13 protein-coding genes are annotated in these 19209 nt (G+C 71.1%); 7 read left to right on the top strand and 6 right to left on the bottom strand.

Going from position 1 to position 19209, the window contains the following annotated elements; all coding sequences use genetic code 11:
• Nucleotides 1–140 precede the first annotated feature (140 nt).
• Nucleotides 141–1454, bottom strand: coding sequence for a hypothetical protein (locus tag KF837_06235; protein ID MBX3226889.1), 1314 nt, complete (start codon nucleotides 1452–1454; stop codon nucleotides 141–143).
• 10 nt (nucleotides 1455–1464) lie between these two features.
• Here KF837_06235 and KF837_06230 point away from each other — a divergent pair, with 10 nt between their 5' ends.
• The 7 genes from KF837_06230 (at nucleotide 1465) to KF837_06200 (ending at nucleotide 10753) form a co-directional block, all read left to right on the top strand.
• Nucleotides 1465–2691 (top strand): beta-propeller fold lactonase family protein, encoded by a 1227-nt coding sequence (locus tag KF837_06230; GenBank protein ID MBX3226888.1) that lies wholly within the window; start codon nucleotides 1465–1467, stop codon nucleotides 2689–2691.
• Nucleotides 2692–2876: 185 nt separating this feature from the next.
• A complete protein-coding gene (locus KF837_06225) occupies nucleotides 2877–3695 on the top strand; it encodes an SUMF1/EgtB/PvdO family nonheme iron enzyme (protein MBX3226887.1) in 819 nt (272 codons plus the stop codon).
• Between the two features lie 110 nt (nucleotides 3696–3805).
• Nucleotides 3806–4930, top strand: a complete 1125-nt coding sequence (locus KF837_06220; protein ID MBX3226886.1) for a hypothetical protein — start codon at nucleotides 3806–3808, stop codon at nucleotides 4928–4930.
• A 6-nt stretch (nucleotides 4931–4936) separates the two neighbouring features.
• Nucleotides 4937–5359 carry a hypothetical protein gene (locus KF837_06215; protein ID MBX3226885.1) on the top strand — a complete coding sequence of 141 codons (423 nt, stop codon included), beginning with the start codon at nucleotides 4937–4939 and terminating at the stop codon, nucleotides 5357–5359.
• Nucleotides 5356–8808 carry a response regulator gene (locus KF837_06210; GenBank protein ID MBX3226884.1) on the top strand — a complete coding sequence of 1151 codons (3453 nt, stop codon included), beginning with the start codon at nucleotides 5356–5358 and terminating at the stop codon, nucleotides 8806–8808. The genes KF837_06215 and KF837_06210 overlap by 4 nt, the downstream gene beginning before the upstream one ends.
• Entirely contained in the window at nucleotides 8805–9632 is an 828-nt protein-coding gene (locus KF837_06205; GenBank protein MBX3226883.1) for a protein-glutamate O-methyltransferase CheR, read from the top strand. The genes KF837_06210 and KF837_06205 overlap by 4 nt, the downstream gene beginning before the upstream one ends.
• A gap of 20 nt (nucleotides 9633–9652) precedes the next feature.
• Nucleotides 9653–10753: a response regulator gene (locus KF837_06200; GenBank protein ID MBX3226882.1), complete on the top strand. Its 1101-nt coding sequence runs from the start codon at nucleotides 9653–9655 to the stop codon at nucleotides 10751–10753.
• A gap of 12 nt (nucleotides 10754–10765) precedes the next feature.
• On the opposite strand, the gene corA is transcribed toward KF837_06200, so the two are convergent.
• From corA to KF837_06175, 5 genes are all read right to left on the bottom strand, one after another.
• Nucleotides 10766–11788 (bottom strand): magnesium/cobalt transporter CorA, encoded by a 1023-nt coding sequence (corA, locus tag KF837_06195; GenBank protein ID MBX3226881.1) that lies wholly within the window; start codon nucleotides 11786–11788, stop codon nucleotides 10766–10768.
• An 8-nt stretch (nucleotides 11789–11796) separates the two neighbouring features.
• Entirely contained in the window at nucleotides 11797–13683 is a 1887-nt protein-coding gene (locus KF837_06190) for a methyltransferase domain-containing protein (GenBank protein MBX3226880.1), read from the bottom strand.
• On the bottom strand, nucleotides 13680–14516 hold the full coding sequence (gene psd / locus KF837_06185) for a phosphatidylserine decarboxylase (GenBank protein ID MBX3226879.1): 837 nt from the start codon (nucleotides 14514–14516) through the stop codon (nucleotides 13680–13682). The genes KF837_06190 and psd overlap by 4 nt, the downstream gene beginning before the upstream one ends.
• Nucleotides 14517–14596: 80 nt before the next feature.
• Nucleotides 14597–16153: a hypothetical protein gene (locus KF837_06180; protein MBX3226878.1), complete on the bottom strand. Its 1557-nt coding sequence runs from the start codon at nucleotides 16151–16153 to the stop codon at nucleotides 14597–14599.
• A complete protein-coding gene (locus KF837_06175; GenBank protein MBX3226877.1) occupies nucleotides 16150–19197 on the bottom strand; it encodes a DUF4175 family protein in 3048 nt (1015 codons plus the stop codon). Before KF837_06175 ends, KF837_06180 begins: the two co-directional genes overlap by 4 nt.
• Nucleotides 19198–19209 lie beyond the last annotated feature (12 nt).

Below are 19209 nucleotides of genomic sequence, written 5' to 3'. Positions count from 1 at the left end.
CCGCGAGGTTGGACGATTTCTGCGAGGGTCCGCTTTTCCCGTGCTTCGGAGGCAACACGACGGAAAGATCCGCGAGGACGTGCCTTCCCTGGCGCAGACCGGCGCGCAAAGCGTCGAGGTCTCACAGTCTCGCAGGGGGACTAGCGATCCACGGATGATGTCCGAGAGACGCGGTCGTGCCGGCGCAAAACGAGGGCCAGCGCCCCGATGAGCCACGCGAGATCCGCCGCGCGAGGGCGCGCGCTCCCTACCGCCTCGCACCCGCACTTCGAGCCGCTGCGCTCCTCCGAGGACGCGCGCGCGCCCCCGTCGCGCTTCTTCTTCCGGCGCCCCGCGTCGAGCGGCGGCTCTTCGCCCGCGTCGGGCGGCGCTTCGAGCAGCGCCTTCGTCTCGGGCCACGCGGGGCCGCAGAGCCCGCCGCGCGCGTCGGGCACGTCGCACGCTACCGGACCGAGCACGTCGGTGAAGCGCGCGATCGGCGTGATGGTGGCGCCGTCGTCGTGCGACGTCGCGACGGTGTACGCGCCGTACGTGAAGACGTTCTCGCAGACGAAGAGCGTGCCCGGCGCGGAGTGCATGCAGAGGACGCCGTGCTTCGCGATGCTCGTGAACGTCTCGCCGCGATCGGTCGATCGGAAGATGCCGTCCTCGGCGAGGCCGGAGCCGGCCCAGTAGCTCTTGCCGTCGTGGCTCTTCGCGAAGCCGTACATCGCGCTCTTGATCGAGAGGACGTTCTTGAACGTCTTGCCGCCGTCCTTGCTGAGGAGCAAATCGCTCCCCTTCGCGTGGAGGTGGCGCACGAGCAGGCGGCTCGGGTCTGCTGGATCGATCGCGCCGATGAAGAAGGGCCCCTCCGCGACGAGCCCGCTCGCGTACGCCCCGCCGTCGCCGATGTCCGTCTTCAGCGTCGCGCCTCCGTCGTCGGAGCGGTAGATCTGCCCGCGGATCGTCGCGTACGGCTGCCCGCTCACGTAGACGCGCGCCGAATTGGAGGGCGCGACCTCGATCGTCATGACGTTCACGTCGTCGAGGCCGGCGAGCTTCTCGAAGCGCCCGCTCTCCGGCGTGCGCCGCCAGACGTGGCTCTTCGTCCCGGGCCGCCCCGTGATCGCGAAGACGGTCTCGCCCTTCCCGTCCACGGTGATGTCCTTCACCGTCTCGCCTTCGAGCTCGGGCGAAGGATCGAACGAGCAGCCGTCCTTCGTCGAGCCGAGCCCGGTCTCGAGGCCGACCCAGAGGCGGCCGTCCTTCGTCGCCGCGATCGCCGGATCCCACTGCCCGTCGTAGCCGAGCGCGCGCTCGCAGATCCAGCGCCAGGTCTTCCCCGCGTCGTGAGACACGAGGACGCCGAAGGTCGTCCGGAGGTACACGTCGTTCGGGCTGCCCGGCACGGTCGCGATCTGCTGCGCCTCGGGGAAACGGCCGTTCGCGCTCGCCGCCGCGGTGATAGACAATGCGCAGGCGATGACGGAAAGCGTAACGAGGCGCACCCGCCCCTTCTACCTCATCGCGCTCGCGCTCATCGCGTCGATCGTGGCGAGCGGCTGCTCGAGCTGCAAGCGAGGCGACGCGAAGAAGAGCGAAGGGCCGCTCACGAAGGGCGCCGCGATCTCGATCCCGCGCGCGCGCGCCGCGTACGTCACGAACAACGGCTCCGACACGATCAGCGTCTTCGATCGCGACGGCGACGCCGTCATCGACGTGCCGGTCGATCTCGATCCCGACGAGCACGAGGCGCCGCACCACCTCGCGATCGACCCCGTCGCGCAGAAGATGTTCGTCGCCCTCGCGTTCCCGCCCGCGCCGACCAAGAAGAAGGACCCGCACGCCACCCACGGCGGCGGCACCGACGTCGGACGGCTCGTCCGCCTCGACCTCGCGAACCTCGCGATCACCGACGAGATGGACGTCGACGAGAACCCCGGCGACGTCCTGCTCACGCACGATCGCGCGCGCGTCATCGTCACGCACTTCGACATGCGCCGCGCGATGGACGTCGCGGCCAAGGGCGCGGCGAGCCCCGCGACGATGTTCGCGCACCTCGTCCTCGTCGACGCGAAGACGATGACGCGCATCGACTCGCGCGCGGTCTGCACCGCCCCGCACGGCGTCGCGATCACGAAGGACGACAAGACCGCGTTCGTCGCGTGTTACGGCTCCGACGAGCTCGCCGTCGTCGACCTCGCCGCGCCGGGCCTCCCCACCGCGCGCATCCCGCTCGGCTCGTCTCCCGGCGTCCCCGGCGTCCCGCGCTACGGCCCCTACTCCGCGACGCTCTCGCCCGACGAGTCGTACGTCGTCCTCGCCGACCTCGAGGGCCAGGACGTGCGCGTCTACGATCGCGCGACGAAGAAGCTCGTCCCCGAGCGCACGGTGCCGCTCGCGGCGAAGGCGTTCATGCCCGCCTTCGTCGACGACACGACGATCATCGTCCCGACCCAGGCCCCCGACGGCCTCGCCAAGGTCGACATGGTCGCGGCGAAGGTGGTGGGCCGCGGCGCGATCACGAAGGCCGAGTGCGCGCTGCCCCACGTCGTGAAGGTCGCGAAGGACGGCCGCGTCTACCTCGTCTGCGAGGGCGACCACGTCGGGCCCGGCAGCGTGGTGGAGCTCGACCGCGAGACCCTCGCGATCAAGAAACGCTGGCAGGTCGGCGTGTACCCCGACGGCATCGCGCTCCCGGAGGACTGATCATCGGATCAGGCTCTGCCTTTTCGGGTGGGCACATCGCCGTTCCTGGGTTAAGCCCGTGCGTCACCCCCATGGCCTCCTCGCCCGCCCGTACGTGGGGCTGTTCAACGTCAGGGGCTTCGCCCCCGACACCCCCACCCCAGACACGGCCCTCGCGCTCCGCGCTCGGGTCGCTTCGCGACCGCATGCGCGGCCGCTTCTGGGGCCCCGGCCTCGGACTGTTGCTGCTCGCGGCGTGCAGCGCGCGGGAGCCTCGGCCGGCGCCTCCCGCGGAGGCGACGATCGCGTTCGCCACCGTCGTTCCGCAGGCGCCGGCGGCGCCCAAGGAGGCGCCGAAAGAAGCGCCGCCGCCCGTGTGCCCGGAGGGGATGGTCCTCGTCGAGGGCGAGTATTGCCCCGACGTCGAGCAGAAGTGCCTCGAGTGGAAGGACCCGCCCACGAGCCGGTACCACGAGTTCCGCTGCGCGCGGTATGCGCCGTCGGTCTGCAAGTCGAAGAAGCGCGTCCACATGCGCTACTGCATCGACGTCACCGAGCGCCGCGAGGCGGGCTCCGACCTGCCGCGCCACTTCATGTCGTGGACGGCGTCGAAGAAGCTCTGCGAGTCCGAGGGCGGGCGCCTCTGCAAGGAGCGCGAGTGGGTCTTCGCGTGCGAGGGCGAGGAGATGCGGCCCTACCCCTACGGGTGGGAGCGCGACTCCACCGCGTGCAACGTCGACATCAGCGAGAACATCGGGCGGCCGGGGCGGCTCGTCGACCACCGCGCGCCCGTCGCCTCGAGCGCCAAGTGCGCGAGCCCCTTCGGCGTCCAGGACCTCGCCGGGAACGTGGAGGAGTGGGTCCAGGCCGACCACGGCAAGAAGATGGGCTGGAAAGAGGTCCTCAAGGGCTCGTGGTGGATCCCGAGCCGTCACGCGTGCCGTCAGTTCCAGGTCGGGCACAACGACGTGTACAACGGCGCCGAGACGGGGACGCGCTGCTGCCACGAGCCGCTCGCGAATTGAGGGTTCTTCGGCGATTCCATCGATAGGGATGGTATCGTGGGGCTCCCTTGCGAGGCCTCGTTTCGTCCCGACAAACGCTCATCGGCGCCGCGCTGCTGCTCGCCGCAACGGTGGCCCCCGACGCGCGCGCGGCCGACTTCCCCGTCGGCGACGAGCGGAAGGTCGAGGTGCACGGGTTCGTGAGCCCGGGCTTCATGCTGACGACCGGCAACAACTGGTTCGCGAAGTCGAAGCGAGGCAGCTTCGAGTTCACCGAGGTCGGCATCAACTTCACCGTTCCGCTCACGGACAAGCTGCGGACCGGCATCCAGCTCTTCTCCCGCGACCTCGGCGCGCTCGGCAACTACACGCCGCGCGTCGACTGGTTCTACCTCGACTACAAGCTCGAGGACTGGCTCGGAGTCCGCGCGGGGCGCGTGAAGATCCCGTTCGGGCTCTACAACGACGTCGCCGACATCGACGCCGCGCGCGTCCCGATCCTGCTCCCGCAGTCGGTCTACTCCCTCACGAGCCGCGACTTCCTGCTCGCGCAGACCGGCGGCGAGGTCTACGGACGGGTCCGGCTCGGGAGCCTCGGCGCGTTCGAGTACCGGCTGTTCGGCGGGACGATCTTCGTCGATCCCGGCAACCAGACGACGTCCGCGCAGCCGATCACGAACGTCGACGTCCCGTACGTCGTCGGCGAACGCGCGATGTGGGAGACGCCGCTCGAGGGCCTGCGCGTCGGCGGCACGCTCGAGGCGGCCAAGCTCAACCTCGATTTCATCATCCCGCCCGGCAATCCCCAGTACCCGCCGGGACCGAGCACGCTCGGCCTCCGCGCGGTCATCGGGATCCTGTCGGCGGAGTACGTCCGCGATCGGCTCCTCCTCGCGACGGAGTACGCGCGTTCGACCGCGCAATACGACTCGCCGCTCCTTCCGCCGCAGGCCCCCATCGTCACCGAGTCCTTCTACGCCATGGCCTCGTACCGCTTCGCGTCGTGGTTCACGCCGGGCCTCTACTACTCGGCCACGTACGCGACCGTCGCCGACCGCTCCGGGCGCGACAAGTCCATGCACGACGTCGCGGCGACGCTGCGCTTCGACGTCAATCCATGGTGGATCGTCAAGCTCGAAGGCCACGCGATCAGCGGGACCGCGGGCCTGGACCCCGCCCTGAACGGCGGGACGCCGACGACGGCGATGACCCAGAACTGGGGTGCCTTCTTCGTGAAGAGCACGGTGCACTTCTGAGCTCCGATGAAGCGCCGGGCGTTCCTCCTCGCACTCGCCTTCGCGCCGGCCGCCGCGGCCGACACGCCGTCGTTCGTCGTCATCATCCATCCGAAGAACCCGTACGTCGCGCTCGACCGCGCGTTCCTCACCGACGTGTTCCTCAAGAAGACGACGCGCTGGCCGAACGGCGACGTCGTGAAGCCGATCGACCTCGCCGCCACCTCGCCGGTGCGCGAGAGGTTCTCGAGCGAGGTGCTCAAGCGATCGGTCGCGGCGGTGAAGAGCTACTGGCAGCAGATCATCTTCTCCGGTCGTGACGTCCCGCCGCCGGAGCTCTCGAGCGAAGACGACGTCGTGAAATACGTCCTCGCGCACCCCACCGCGATCGGCTACGTCGGCGGCGCGACGAAGCTCGGCGACGCGAGACCGGTGACGATCAAGCCATGAAGGCCTCGCTCCGCGTACGCCTCTGGACGATCGCGGTGAGCACGGCCCTCGCGTTCCTCGTCGTCATCGTCACGAACATGCTCGTGACGCGCGACGTCGAGGGGCAGCTCCTCCGGATCCAGGAGCAGCAGATCCCGAAGCTCGAGCTCGGCCCCAAGCTGCAAGGCGACTTCGCGACGCTGAAGCGCGCGTACCAGGACGCGGTCGCGGCGCACGACATGGAGCTCCTCGAGCGCACGAACGAGCTGCGCGACCGCATCCTCGCCGACGTGGACGCGAGCCGCGCGCTCCTCGACCCGACCGTCGCGAAGGACTTCCGCGCCGCGCTCGTCGCCTACCACGAGGCCGCGTTCGACGTGTCGCGCCGCATGATGGCGGGACAGGGCGACGAAGACGCGATCGCCTCGATGAGCGCGATGCAGGCGAAGCAGGTGCAGGCGCACGAGCTCCTGAGCCGGCTCGTCGCGTTCGATCAGAGCGATCTCAAGGCGACCTTCGACGGCGCGATCGCCGCGGAGCGCGCCGGCGCGCGGCAGCAGCTCATCGTCCTCTTCATGTGCCTCGCCGTCGTCCTCGCGGTCTCGCTCTGGATCATGCGCGACGTCGTGCGCTCGCTCGCGCTCCTCCATGACGGCTTCACCCGCTTCGGCGACGGCCGCTTCGACGAGCACATCGCGGTGACGGGCGACGACGAGCTCGCCGCGGTAGCGAAGGAAGCGAACCGCATGGCCGACTCGCTCGCCGCCGGCGCCGCGGAGCGAGAGGCGCGCGACTGGATCAAGTCGAGCCTGATGGAGCTCGCCGATCGGCTCCGCGGCGATCTCGACGAGGAGGAGGTGGCGACCCGCACCGTGCGCACGCTCGCGCGCCGGATCGACGCCCCCGCCGCCGCGCTCTACCGCCTCGACGATCGCACGCTCCACCTCATCGGCCATCACGCGCTCGCGCCCGGCGAAGAGAGCGGCGATCTCGTCCGCCTGTTCACGATCGGAGAGGGCCTCGTCGGCGAGGCCGCGCGCGACGCCGAGATCCGCGTCATCGAGGAGGTGCCGGCGGGGTTCCTCCGCATCCGCTCCGGCCTCGGCGAGGCGGAGCCGCGGTGCCTCGTCCTCGTCCCGCTCGTGCAGGTGGGCGCCGTGACCGGCATCCTCGAGCTCGCGCTCTTCGGCGAGCTCACCGCGGAGGCGCGCGAGCTGCTCGAGGCCGCGCGCGAGTCGGTCGCGATCGCGCTCGCCGTCGCGCGGAGCCGCGCCGCGACGCAGACGCTCCTCGCGCGGACGCAGGAGCAAGCGGAGCGCCTCCGCGAACAAGAGGAGGAGCTGAAGTCGACGAACGAAGAGCTGCGCTGCCAGCAGGAGGAGCTGCGGCAGACGAACGAGGAGCTCGCGTCCCAGCGCGGCGCGCTCGAGCACCGCAACGCCGCGCTCCAGGACGTCGGCCGCCAGCTCGAGAAGAAGGCCGCCGAGCTCACGACCGTGAGCGCGTACAAGTCCCAGTTCCTCGCGAACATGTCGCACGAGCTGCGGACGCCGCTGAACAGCATGCTCCTCCTCTCGAAGCTCCTCGAGGACAACGCGGAGGGCAACCTCACCTCGCGCCAGGTCGAGTACGCGCGCACGGTCCACTCCGCGGGCAAGGACCTCCTCCTCCTCATCAACCAGGTCCTCGACCTCGCGAAGGTGGAGGCCGGCAAGCAGACGCTGCGCGTCGAGACGGTCCGCATCGAGGACGTCGTCGACCGCGCGCGCCGCACGTTCGAGCCGCTCGCGCGGGAGAAGGAGCTCGAGCTCACGATCGAGATCGCGCCCGGCCTCCCCGACGCGATCGACACCGACGGGCAGCGCCTCGCGCAGATCCTCACCAACCTGCTCGGCAACGCGATCAAGTTCACCGAGCAGGGCCGGGTCGGCCTCCGCATCGAGCGGCCAAAGGCGCGCGGCAAGCGCGGCCTCCCCCTCTCCGCGTCGGTCGCGTTCGCGGTCACCGACACCGGGCCCGGCGTCCCGCGCGAGCATCAGGCGCGCATCTTCGAGCCGTTCGAGCAGCTCGACGGCTCGGCGCAGCGGCGGCAAGGCGGGACCGGGCTCGGGCTCGGCATCGCGCGCGAGTTCGCGAACCTCCTCGGCGGGGAGCTCCACCTCGAGAGCACGCCCGGCCAGGGCAGCACGTTCACGTGTGTCCTCCCCGAGCGCGCGGACGCGACGATGGTCAGCCTCGCGCCGCCGAACGCGGTCACGATCACGACCCCGGAGCCGGAGCCGCCGGCGGAGGAGCTCGACCTGCTCGTGATCGAGGACGACGCGACGTTCGCGGGCGTGCTCGGCCACATCATCGCGGAGCGCGGCCTCTCCCACGCGATCGCCTCCACCGGCGGGGCCGGGCTCGAGATCGCCCGCGCCCGCCGGCCGCGCGGGATCATCCTCGACGTCCGCCTCCCCGACATGGACGGCTGGGCGGTGATGGAGGCGCTGCGCGCCGAGCCCGCCACCGCGTCGATCGCGGTCCACTTCATCAGCGGCGTCGAGATGGCCGATCGCGGCCTCGCGCTCGGCGCCGCGGGCTACCTCATGAAGCCGGCCGAGCGCCCCGACCTCGTCCGCGTCGTCGAGGAGCTCGGGCGCAAGCCGGATCGCGGCGCGTACAAGGTCCTCGTCATCGAGCCGGACAAGGCGCTCGGCGACAAGCTCGTCGAGCAGCTCGTCACGAGCGGCCTCCGCGCCACCCACGCCGCGAGCACCGAGAGCGCGCTCACGATCCTCGAGGAGGAGGAGTTCGCCTGCATGATCGTCGATCTCGCCGTGCCCGACGCGGGGGAGCTCGAGCTCCTCGAGACGCTCGAGAAGCGCTCCGCCGGCCGGAACGCCGAGATGCCGGCCGTCGTCATCTACACGCAGCGACCGCTCAGCCGCGCGGAGGCGGCGCGGCTCGAGAGCTACGCCGAGGCGGTGGTGCTGAAGGAGGGCGCGTCGACCGATCGCCTCCTCGACGAGATCCGCCTCTTCGTCCGGCGGCTCGAGGCCGGCGCGCCGCGCCACCGGCCGGCGAAGGTCCGCGACGCCGACGTGAAGCTCGGCGGCAAGAAGATCCTCGTCGTCGACGACGACATGCGCACCGTCTACGCGCTCTCGGCGATGCTCCGCGCGCGCGGCGCCGACGTGCTCGTCGCGGAGACGGGCGCGGTCGCGCTCGACGTGCTCGCGGCGCAGCCCGACGTGAACGCGGTCCTCATGGACGTGATGATGCCGGAGATGGACGGCTTCGAGGCGACGCGGAGGATCCGCGCGCAGCCCCGCTTCGCCGCGCTCCCGATCATCGCCCTCACGGCGAAGGCGATGAAGGGCGACCTCGAGCGCTGCATGGAGGCGGGCGCGACGGACTACCTCCCGAAGCCGATCGACACCGACGCGCTGCTCGGCGTGCTCCACTCGCGGATGAGCGGCGCGGCATGACGAGCGCGGGGGACGTCGAGCGGATCGAGATCGACCTGTTCCTCGAGGCGATCGCGCGGCGCTGGGGCTACGACCTCCGCGACTACTCGCGCCCGTCGATCGAGCGCCGCGTGCAGGCCGCCCTCGCGGCGTCGGGGGCGGCGAACCTCGGCGCGCTCCAGCACGAGGTGCTGCACGATCGCGACGCGTTCGCCGACGTCCTCGACGCCATCACCGTGCGCGTCACCGATCTGTTCCGCGATCCGGAGGTCTACCTCGCGCTGCGGACCAAGGTGGTCCCGCTCCTCCGCACCTACGCCCTCCCGAAGATCTGGCACGCCGGCTGCGCCTCGGGCGAGGAGGCCTACTCCACTGCGATCCTGATCCACGAAGAGGGCCTCGACGAGCGCACGCAGATCTACGGCACCGACGTGAGCCAGCGCGCCATCGCGCAGGCGAAGGACGGCGTGTACCCGGCCCGGCACGTCACGACGTTCACGAAGAACCACCGCGCGGCCGGCGCGACCTCCGATCTCGGGACGTGGTTGACCGCCGCGTACGATCGCATCGCGATGCGCGAGGCGCTCCGGAAACGGCTCGTCTTCTTCCAGCACGACCTCGTCGGAGATCAGGTGTTCGGCGAGATGCATGTCGTCTTCTGTCGCAACGTGCTCATCTACTTCGGCCAGGAGCTCCGGCGACGGGTCCTCGACAAGCTCGCCGCGAGCCTCGTCCCCGGCGGCTTCCTCGTCCTCGGCACGAGCGAGGAGCTGCCCGGGTCGACGTGCGACGAGAGGTTCAAGCCGTTCGCGCGCGCCGAGCGCATCTACCGGTACGAACCATGAGCGCGTACGCTCGAACGCGGATGGTGTCTCGGCCGCGCATCCTCGTCGTCGACGACATCGAGGCGAACATCATCGCGATGGAGGCGCTCCTCTCGAGCCTCGACTGCGAGGTCGTCCGCGCGACCTCCGGCAACGAGGCGCTCATCGAGCTCCTGAAGCGGCAGTACGCGGTGGTGCTGCTCGACGTCCAGATGCCGGAGATGGACGGCTTCGAGGTCGCGCGCCTCGCGCGGAGCAACCCGCGCGCGCGGGAGGTGCCGATCATCTTCGTCACCGCGATGCTCGAGACGCCGGACAGCATCTTCGAGGGCTACGAGAGCGGCGCGGTCGACGTCCTCTTCAAGCCGGTGAACGCGCACGTGCTCCTGAGCAAGGTCCGCATCTTCCTCGAGCTTTACCGCAGCAAGCAGAAGCTCGCGGCCGAGGTCGCCGCGCACGAGCGCACGCTCGCGGAGCTCGACGCGTTCAACTACTCGGTCTCGCACGACCTCCGCGCGCCGCTCCGTCCCCTCGCCGGCTTCACGAAGGTCCTCCTCGAGGACTACAGCCACGTCCTCGACGACGAGGGCAAGCGCCTCCTCGGCCGGATCGAAGGCGCGGCGGTGCGGATGGAGCAGCTCATCGCCGACCTCCTCCGCCTCTCGCAGATCAGCCGCACGCGGCTGGAGGCGAAGCACTTCGACCTCGCCGCGGTGGCGCGCAAGGTGATGAGCGACATCACGAGCGCCGATCCCGAGCGCAACGTCGAGTTCCTCTGCCCGCCCACGCTCGAGGTCTACGGCGACGAGCGGCTCATGTGCATCGCGCTCGAGAACCTGCTCCGCAACGCGTGGAAGTTCAGCAGCAAGAAGCCGCGCGCCACGATCGAGGTCGGTTGCAAGCAGCAAGGGCCGGACGGGGAGCGGATCTACTTCGTGAAGGACGACGGCGCCGGCTTCGACTCGAAGCGGAGCGAGAGCCCGTTCACGCCGTTCCAGCGCATGCACGCGAAGACCGACTTCGACGGCACCGGGATCGGGCTCGCGATCGTGCAGCGCATCATCCACCACCACCGCGGGACGATCTGGGCCGACGCCGTCCCCGACCAGGGCGCGACCTTCTCCTTCACCCTCGGCGGCTGAGGCGCGCCGGCGTCAGAGCCAGCGCTTCTTCCTGAAGTAGAGGACGATCGAGGTGGCGACGAAGGCCATCAGGCCGAGCGCGTAGAAGTAGCCGTACTCGAGGTCGAGCTCCGGGAAGACGTGCTTGAAGTTCATCCCATAGATGCCGGCGATGAGCGAGAGCGGCAGCATGATGGTCGAGATCAGCGTGAGCCGCTTCATGATCTCGTTCATCTGCTGCGACTGCATCGCGAAGTGCGCGTCGATGAGGGCGCCGGTGAGCTCGCGGTAGCTGTCGACGAGCTCCGTCACCCGCGCGAAGTGATCGTAGACGTCGCGGAAGAACGGGATCAGCTCGCGCGGGATCTCGTCGAACTCGGCGCGCGCGAGGCGATGCAGGATCTCGCGCTGGCCGATCGTGGTGCGGCGGAGCATCTGGAGGCTCCGCTTGATCCGGAGGATCTGCCGCAGCGTCACGTCCTGCTTCCTCGACGCGCGGCCTTCGAGGATGTGCGCCTCCGCCTCGATGATCTCGCGCTCGAAGCGGTCGACGACCGGGATGTACTCGTCGACGAGGCGGTCGACGATCGCGTGCGCGACCCACGCCGGCCCCTTCTTCATCTGCTTCGCGTTGCGCTGCACCTCGGTGAGCACCGGCGACACCGCGCAGACCTTCTCGTCGTTCGCGTGCGTGACGAGGAAGTTCCGTCCGATGACCATGTCGAGCTCGGCGAGGCCGAGCGGGACGTCGTCACCTTCCACGTCCTTGTCGAGAACCCCGTGCATGACGAGGAGCACGTATTCATGGAAATCCTCGACCTTCGGCAGCCCGATGTCGTTCCAGACGTCCTCGATCGCGACGGGGTGGATCTTGAGGACCTCGCCGAGGAGCTTGTCGGTCACCGCCGTCTTCTCGACGAGCTCGACCCAGAAGCGCTTCCCCGCCGCGTGCGCCGCCGTGACGGCGTCGAGCTCGCGCGTGGTGACGAGCTCGTCCCCCTCGAGGATCAGCGCCCTGAAGCCGGTGCTGGCGAGGGCCCCTGACCCGTCCGGCATCGCGGGCCTCAGCGCTTCTCGGCCAGGATCAACGTGCGCGGGGCCTCGCAGCCGAAGAAGACGCCCGGCGTCGCGGTGCGCCCGCTCACCTCCGCGACGCGGAACCCGTTGTCGTGGAGCATCTTGCCGAGCTCGTGGAGCGAGTACACGCGGATCGAGTACTCGATCTCCTTCGTGCGCCCGTCGTCCATCATCAGCGTGCGCTTCACCTTCATCCGGCTCGTGATGAAGTCGATCTGCATCTCGTCCATGCAGATGCAGCCGTCGCCCTCGAACCACGCGAGCGACGGCGCCTGCCGGACGATGTAGTCGCGGTTCACGACGTCGAGGAGGAACTGGCCGCCCTTCTTCAGCGACTTGTGCACCTTCGCGATGACGGCGCTGTTCTGCACCTCGTCGAAGTAGCCGAAGCTCGTGTTCCACGAGTAGACGCCGTCGAAGGTCTCTTCGAAGGTCATCTCGCGCATGTCGCCCTGGACGAAGTTGATCTTCTGCTTCCGGTCCTGCGCCTCGTCGGAGGCGCGCGCGAGCATCGCGAGGCTGAGGTCGAACCCGACGACCTGGTAGCCGCGCGACGCGAGCTCCACCGCGTGGCGGCCGGTCCCGCAGGCGAGATCGAGGATCATCGCGCCCGCCTCGCAGCCGAGGCTCTCCTCGACGAAGGTGGCCTCCGCGCCGATCTGCGCGTCGCTGATCTTCGCCATCGTGCGGATGAAGTCGTCGTTGAAGAGCTCTTCCCACCACGGCCGCGTCTTCTTGCGGTTCGCGGCGTTGTCGGTCATCGGCGGCGGCGCGAGCGCGCCGGCTCCCGCGGCCGGGAACGCGGGCGACGACGGCCGGCGCGCCGCCATCGCGGGCTGCGCCGCCGCCGGCTCGACCGGCTTGGAGGGCGCGGGCGCGGCGGGCGCGATCGCCATCGGCGGCGGCGGCACGACGACGGGCGGAGCGACGACGGGCGCGGAGGCGGCGGCCGGCGGCGGGGGCGGCGGCTGCGAGGGCACCGCGACCGGCGCGGGCGCGTTCGCCATCATCGCGGTCGCGGTCTGCGGCGGCGACGGGGCGTCGGAGCGATAGGCCGGGTACTTGCCCGCCGTCTTCACCGGCGGCGGGATCGGCAGCGAGTCGACGCTCATCAGATCGTCGGCGTTGATCTCGACCTCGCCCGTCTCGATCACGCTGACGCGATCGCCGTCGTCGATGCGGATCTCCTCCGACGTCGGGAGCTTCGGCGAGGTCGCGACGTCGTCGTTCACGAGGCCGAGGTCGACCGCGACCGGGATCTCCTCCGAGCTCGGGAAGTCCTGCGCCGGGCTCATCGAGCCCTTCACCTCGACGATCGGCGTCGGCTGGATGACGCCGGGATCGACCTGCGGCTGCTGCGGCGTCCAGCCCGGCTCGTGCGAAGGATCGACCCCGGGCGCGGGCGGCGCCGCCGGCTGCGCCTGCGGCTGCACGACCTCGCCGAGCGCCGCCGCCGAGCGCGCACGCAGCTCGTCGCTCGGCAGCTCGAGCGTGTCGTCGGCGTTCAGCTGCGGCGGGGAACCGGACATCGTGTCGTTGCTGCTGCTCTTCGAGACGAGTGGGATCGTGATCTCGTCCGCCGGACGGGCGACCTCGTCGTCCGGGATGCGCAACGTCATCTTCGCACGCTTGCGCGCCTGAGAGTCACGATCGCCGTCGCCACCTTGCCCTACATCGGCGGCAGCCCGGACGCGCTGCGAGCTCCGTTTCTGCGAGGGAGGCGGAAAATGCGGGGGAATCGAGCCTTTTTCGGGCGGCTTCGAGCGAAGCGGCGGCGGCTGCGAGGCCTTCGGCGGCGGCGGCGCGATCGGCGTCGCGTCGTCCTCGCCGAGGATGATCTCGTCGAGCGGCTCGGCCTTGGGCCCGTCGCTCATTCAGCGGTGCCCTTGGCGAAGGGCTGGCCGAAGCGCACCGGCCCCTCGGAGACGAGCCACTCGAGCTTCGCCGACGGCTCGAAGAACACGACCGCGGTCGAGCCGAGGCGGAAGATGCCGATCTCGTCGCCGCGGAGGGCCGCGAGCGGCGACGCGAGCCGCTGCACGCCGAACGGCACGTCGCGCGCGTCGATGCCCGTCACGGTGATGCGCCCCACCACCATCGCCGCGACCATCACCACCGTCACACGACCGAGCGCCGGCGTGTCGATCACGATCGCGACGCGGCGGTTCCGCACGAAGAGGTTGTGGACGTGCCGCACGCCGATCGCGTTGACCGGGTAGTAGTCTCCCGGCATCGAGCGCACGAGCTCGATCGTCCCCGCGACGGGCGCGTGCACGCGGTGGTAGTCGCGCGGCGAGAGGTAGACGACGCACCCCTGCCCGCCCGCGTAGCGCTTCGCGTCCTCCGCGTCGCCGACGAGCTCCTCGACGTCGTACGGCCGCCCCTTCACCGAGAAGGTGCGCCCGTCGACCGGGCCGATCGAGTCGACGCGCCCGTCGGCGGGGCTGATGACGACCTTCGGATCGGTCGGGAAGACGCGGGCCCCTTCCCGCAGCTCGCGCGTGAAGAACTCGTCGAAGCTCCGGAAGCCGCTCGTCTTCTTGCACTCGTTCCACTCGACGTCGTACGCGCGCGCGTAGGCGTCGACGACAGCCTTGCCGAGGCGATCGCCCCACTCGTAGTCCGCGAGCTTCCCCATCGCGCGCGTGATCCTCGTCCGCGGCAGAACGCGCAGGATCTGAGCGGTGGCGTACGTGAGCGCGTTCATCGACCAAGCCGGTGTGGGAGCGGGTGGACCGCGTCCAAGATCGCGAGGACACGAAATTATCCGGCCTCTCCGCGCTCAGGTCAATCGTGCCCGATGTCCGGCTCCCCCCGTTTGTTCGCGGCGTCGCACAACGGAACACTGGGGCTCGGGGCGGGGGCCGCGCCGACGGTCCCGCAGGCGGCCTCGACGCTCAGCGGATCGTGGGCGAGGGCCTCGCTCGCGGCCGCGTTCCCGGCGGGGGTCCCCTTCGCGAGGCGCGCGCGGAGCGCCCAGCACGGGCCGAAGCTCGCGATCCAGGCCTTCGGATCGTCGACCATCGCGTCGGCGCCCGCGACGTCGCCCTTCGCCTCGAGGACGCGGCCGCGGATGTAGCGGAGGCTCGTGTCGGCGAGCAGGCTCTCCGGCACCTTCTCGATCTCCATGAACGCCTCCGCGGCGTGGCCGCGCGCGAGGAGCAGCTCCGCGAGGCGGGCGCGCTCGTGCGAGTCGCCGCCGCCGGGGAGCGGGCCGCCGAGGCCGTAGAGCGGGGAGAGCGGCTCCTTCGGCTTCCGCGCGAGCTCTGCGCGCCACTTCACGTCCCACTGCGCGAGCGTCTCGCCGCTCACCTGCTTCAGCGCGTCGTCGACGGCGTTGGCGGAGCGGAGCGCGACGAGCAGCTTCGGGAGCGCGTCCGGCGCGGACGACTCGACGAAGAAGCGCACGAAGCTCGAGACCTCGGCGAAGGCGACCATCGCCGCGTCGGCGGAGGGCAGCATCGCGATCGACGGCCCGAGCTTGTCGAGCGGCAGGTCGAGCTTCAGCTCCATCCCGCGCATGACGACGCTGTCGGTCGACGGCCGATCGTCGAAGGGCCCCGGATCGCGCCAGCGCACCTCCTGCCGGCGCGCGACGCCTTCGTGGAGCCAGAGCGGCGCGCGCTCGCGCGACTGCATCGAGATCGCGAGGTGCGTGAGCTCGTGCGTGAGCGTGTCGCGCCACGCGTAGCCGTGCCGCGACGCGCGCGGCGAGAGCAGCGTGACGCGGCCCCACTTCGCGACCGCGACGGTGCCGGTCGTCTGCGCGGACTTGTACGGGAGCCCGGTCATCGCGGAGAGCGAGAGGAGATCGCGCACCACCGTGATGCGCGTCGGCCGCTTCCACTCGACGCCGAGATCGCGCGTCAGCGACTGGCGCGCGGCGTTCACGGTCTCGATCATGAGGGGGAAGAGCGCGCGATCGTCCTCGTCCTGCCAGCGCACCACCACGCCGGCGGCGTCGTCCTTGTCGACCACCGTCGCGGCGGTGACGCGGGCGCACCCGCGCGCGACGTCGGCGATGACGCGCGCGTCCTCCGCCGCCATCGCGTCGTGGCGGAGCATGAGCGCGGCGGAGAGGTCGCAGTCTTCCTCGTAGAGCGCGAGGCGCGCCTTCGCGAGCGCGACGGATGGCGAGCTCGGATCGGCCTTCGCGAGGAGCTCGCGCGCCTTGTCGTACTCCATCGCGACGGTGTGCTCGTACGCCTTCGCCGCGACCCCGGCGCCGGGATCGGCCTGCGCCCCCGCCGGCCCCGGCGCACAGACCGCGAAGAGCGCGGCCGCGAGCACGAGGAGAGCGAGGAACCGCTCGGTCTTCCGAGCGTGTCTTGCGCCGAGCGTCATCGCAGCAGACCCTCCGCGTAACGCTTCACCGCGTCCTTGTATTTCCCGCCCGCGGGCTGGCCGAGGCCCTTGATGACGCGCTTCCGGAACTCCTCCGGGCCCTTGTGCGCGTCGGCCTTCGGGATGTCGGTGTGGTCTCGCGACGGCTTCTTGCCGTCGTCGGCGCGTCCTTCGCCGTCGCCTTCGCCCTCGCCCTCGCCCTCGTCGTCGGAGAGCGCGTCGCGCGCCTGCTCGAGCTTCTGCTGCGCCTCGCGCTGCTTCTTGAGCCCGCGCTCGGCGTCGCCCTCCTTCAGCGCCTGCGCGGCCTCGCGCGCGGCGTCCTCCGCGTCACGGAGCGCGTCGAGCGCGCCCTGCGGCAGGTCCTGATCGCGGCCCTTCCGCGCGATGTCGCGCGCGCGCTCGCCGAGCTTCCCTTCCTGCTCGCCGTGCTCCTTGAGCTCCGGCGCCGCGCGCTGCGAGGCCTTCCTGCGGAGCTCCGCGAGCTTCTCCTCCGCCCAGCGCACCTCGGACTCGAGCTTCTGCCGCGCCTCGTCGACCGCCTTCTCGGCGCTCGAGTCGCCGCGCGTCATCTTCTCGCGCTGCGCCGCGCGCTTCGCCTCCTCGAGCGCGCCGAGCGCGTTCTTCCCGCTCTGCACCGCGTCGTTCGCGTTCCCCTGCTCGAGCGCGCGCGCCATCTGCTCGGCGTGCTCCTTCGCCGCGGCGCCCTTGCTCGTCCACGAGTCGCTGCCGCCGCCGACGTTCGGGAGGCCCTTCACCGAGTCGCGGACCTTCTGCGCGTGCTTCTTCGCGTCTTCCGCGAGCTGCTCGAGGTCCTCCTTCGTCGTGCCGTTCGCGACCGACTGCTCGACCTTGCCCATGTTGCCGGCGTGCTCGCCGGCGAGCTTGTCGAGCTCCTTCGCCGCCTCGTTGAAGGCCTGCTCGACGTCGCTCGGCTCGCCGTCGCCCTCGCCCGCCTCGGTCCCGCGCCCGCCGCCCGACTCGCCGCCGGCGTGCGAAGGCCGTCCGCCGCGCGCGCCGAACGAAGGATCGGGCTGGCGCAGGCGCGCGGCGAGGTCCTGCGCCGCGAGCGTCGCGTGCGGGAGGTCTTGCGCCGCGCGGGCGCGCGCGACGCGGCGGAGGTACACGTCGACGATCTCGCCGATGTCGCGTCCGAGCGCGCCGAGGAGGCGCATCGCGCGCCCGCCGCCGCCGAGGACGATCGTCGCCGCGTCCATCCGCGTCTCGTTGCGCGCGCGCTCGGTCTTCTGCGCCAGCGCGGCCGCGGCCGCGAGCTCGTCCGCGACCTCGGCGAGCTCGCGCGCGGCGTCGCGCGTGTCGCGGAGGCCGAGCCCCTGGATCGCGGCATCGATGACGAGGACCATGCGCTCGGTCGCCTTCACGACGTTCGCGCGCGCGGTCGTGCTCGGCGAGCGGAGCTGGTTCGTCGTCGCGTCGGTGACCTTGCGCATGCGCCCGCGCAGCATCGCGCCGAGCCGCCCCGGCACCCTGATCCCCGCGTACGACGTCGTGACCGCCGCCTCGAGGAGCTCCACGCTCTCCTCGCTGAGCTTCACGTCCTTCTCCAGCATCTCGCGGCGGTCCTTCGGCTCGGCCGGCAGCGGCGTCGCGAGGCGCCAGGCGAGATCGTCGACGAGCTTGTCGCGCACCTTCACGAGCGCGGCGCGGCGGCGCGACTCGGGCTCTCCGACGTCGGGCGGCACGAGCGTGATCGCCTCGCTCGCGCCCCACTTCGGGCCCGTGATCGGATCGTTGTCCTTCGCCTCGACGCGGATCTCGATCGGAGCGTGGCTCTTCTTGATGAACGGATCGCTCGCGCGGAGGTTGTGGCCGCCGCGATCGGTCTTCGTCTCGCCGTCGAGCCGCGCGAGGACGCGGCGCTCCTCGCGCGTCCCGGCGCGGAGCACGAGGTGCACCTCGCGGAGGCCGTGATCGTCGGTCGCCTCGTAGTGGATCGGGACGTCGGCGTTGTGCTCCTCGCTCGCGAGGCGGATCTGCTTCGGCGCGCCCTCGAGGAGCACGATCGGCGCGGCGTCGGGGATCGACTCGATCGACGTCGGCTCGGACTCGGGGATCGTCACGTCACCGAAGCGCGCGACGACGCGGAGCGAGACCGACTCCGCGAGCGGCCAGCGCGCGACGACGTGCCCCGAGCCGTCGTCGACGAACGGGACCTCGGCCGTGCCGTCGGTGAGGAGGAGGCGGCGTCCGGCGCGGGCCGGCGTCCCGCGCATCGTGAGCAACGTGCCGCGCGGCAGCGCGGTGTCGTCGTACGGGACGACGAGGCGCTCCTCGAGGTGGAGGTAGTCCGGCGGGCGCGCGCGGATCTGGGGCTCGTCGAGCCAGGTCATCCCGATCGGCGCGAGCCCGTTCTGCGCGACGAGGACGTCGGCGCCCTCGAGCACGCCCCACGGGTTCGTCGCGCAGGCGGCGATGTTCGTGCCCGCGAAGCCGAGCGCGAGGAGGCCGAGGAGGAAGCCGACCCGCTGCGCGCCGCGGCGGACATTGTCGACCGGGAGCGCCGCGAGCGTCCGCGCGACGTGCAGCTCCGCGAGCTCCGTCGACGCCCCGCGCGTGACGGAAGGATCGAGAAGCGAGAGCGATCGGATCGCGCGCGCGGACTCTTCGGGGAGGGAGCGACCGGCGACGTGCTCGATCACGCGCGCGGGGTCGCGGAACACGCGGAGCCGGAACCAGCGCGCGAAGTACGCGGCGGCGAGCACGGCGAGGAGCATCCCGGCCGCGGTCGCGCGCGCCGAGGTGGTGCCGCCGCGGGCGACGAGCATAGCGAACGTCGTGACGAGGAGCCCGCCGAGGACGATCGCGCGCCGGCGGGGCGCGCGCACCGCGTACGTCCACGCGTTGGCGAGCGCGCTCAGCGCCTCGCGGTGATCGGGCGTCGTGGCGGCGGCGATCTCGCGCTCTTCCCGCTCCTCGCGCTCTTCCTGCTCCTCGTCCTCCACCTCCCGCGCCGAGTCGGCGGCGGGCGGCGCGATCGAGCTCTTGCGTGCTCGCGGCGTGAACTGCCTGTCCGACTTCTTCGGCACCGGGGCGAAACC

Source organism: Labilithrix sp. (assembly GCA_019637155.1).
GTDB lineage: Bacteria > Myxococcota_A > Polyangia > Polyangiales > Polyangiaceae > Labilithrix.
Note: the sequence above shows the minus strand (reverse complement) of the source record. Positions and strands in the feature narration are given on the sequence as shown.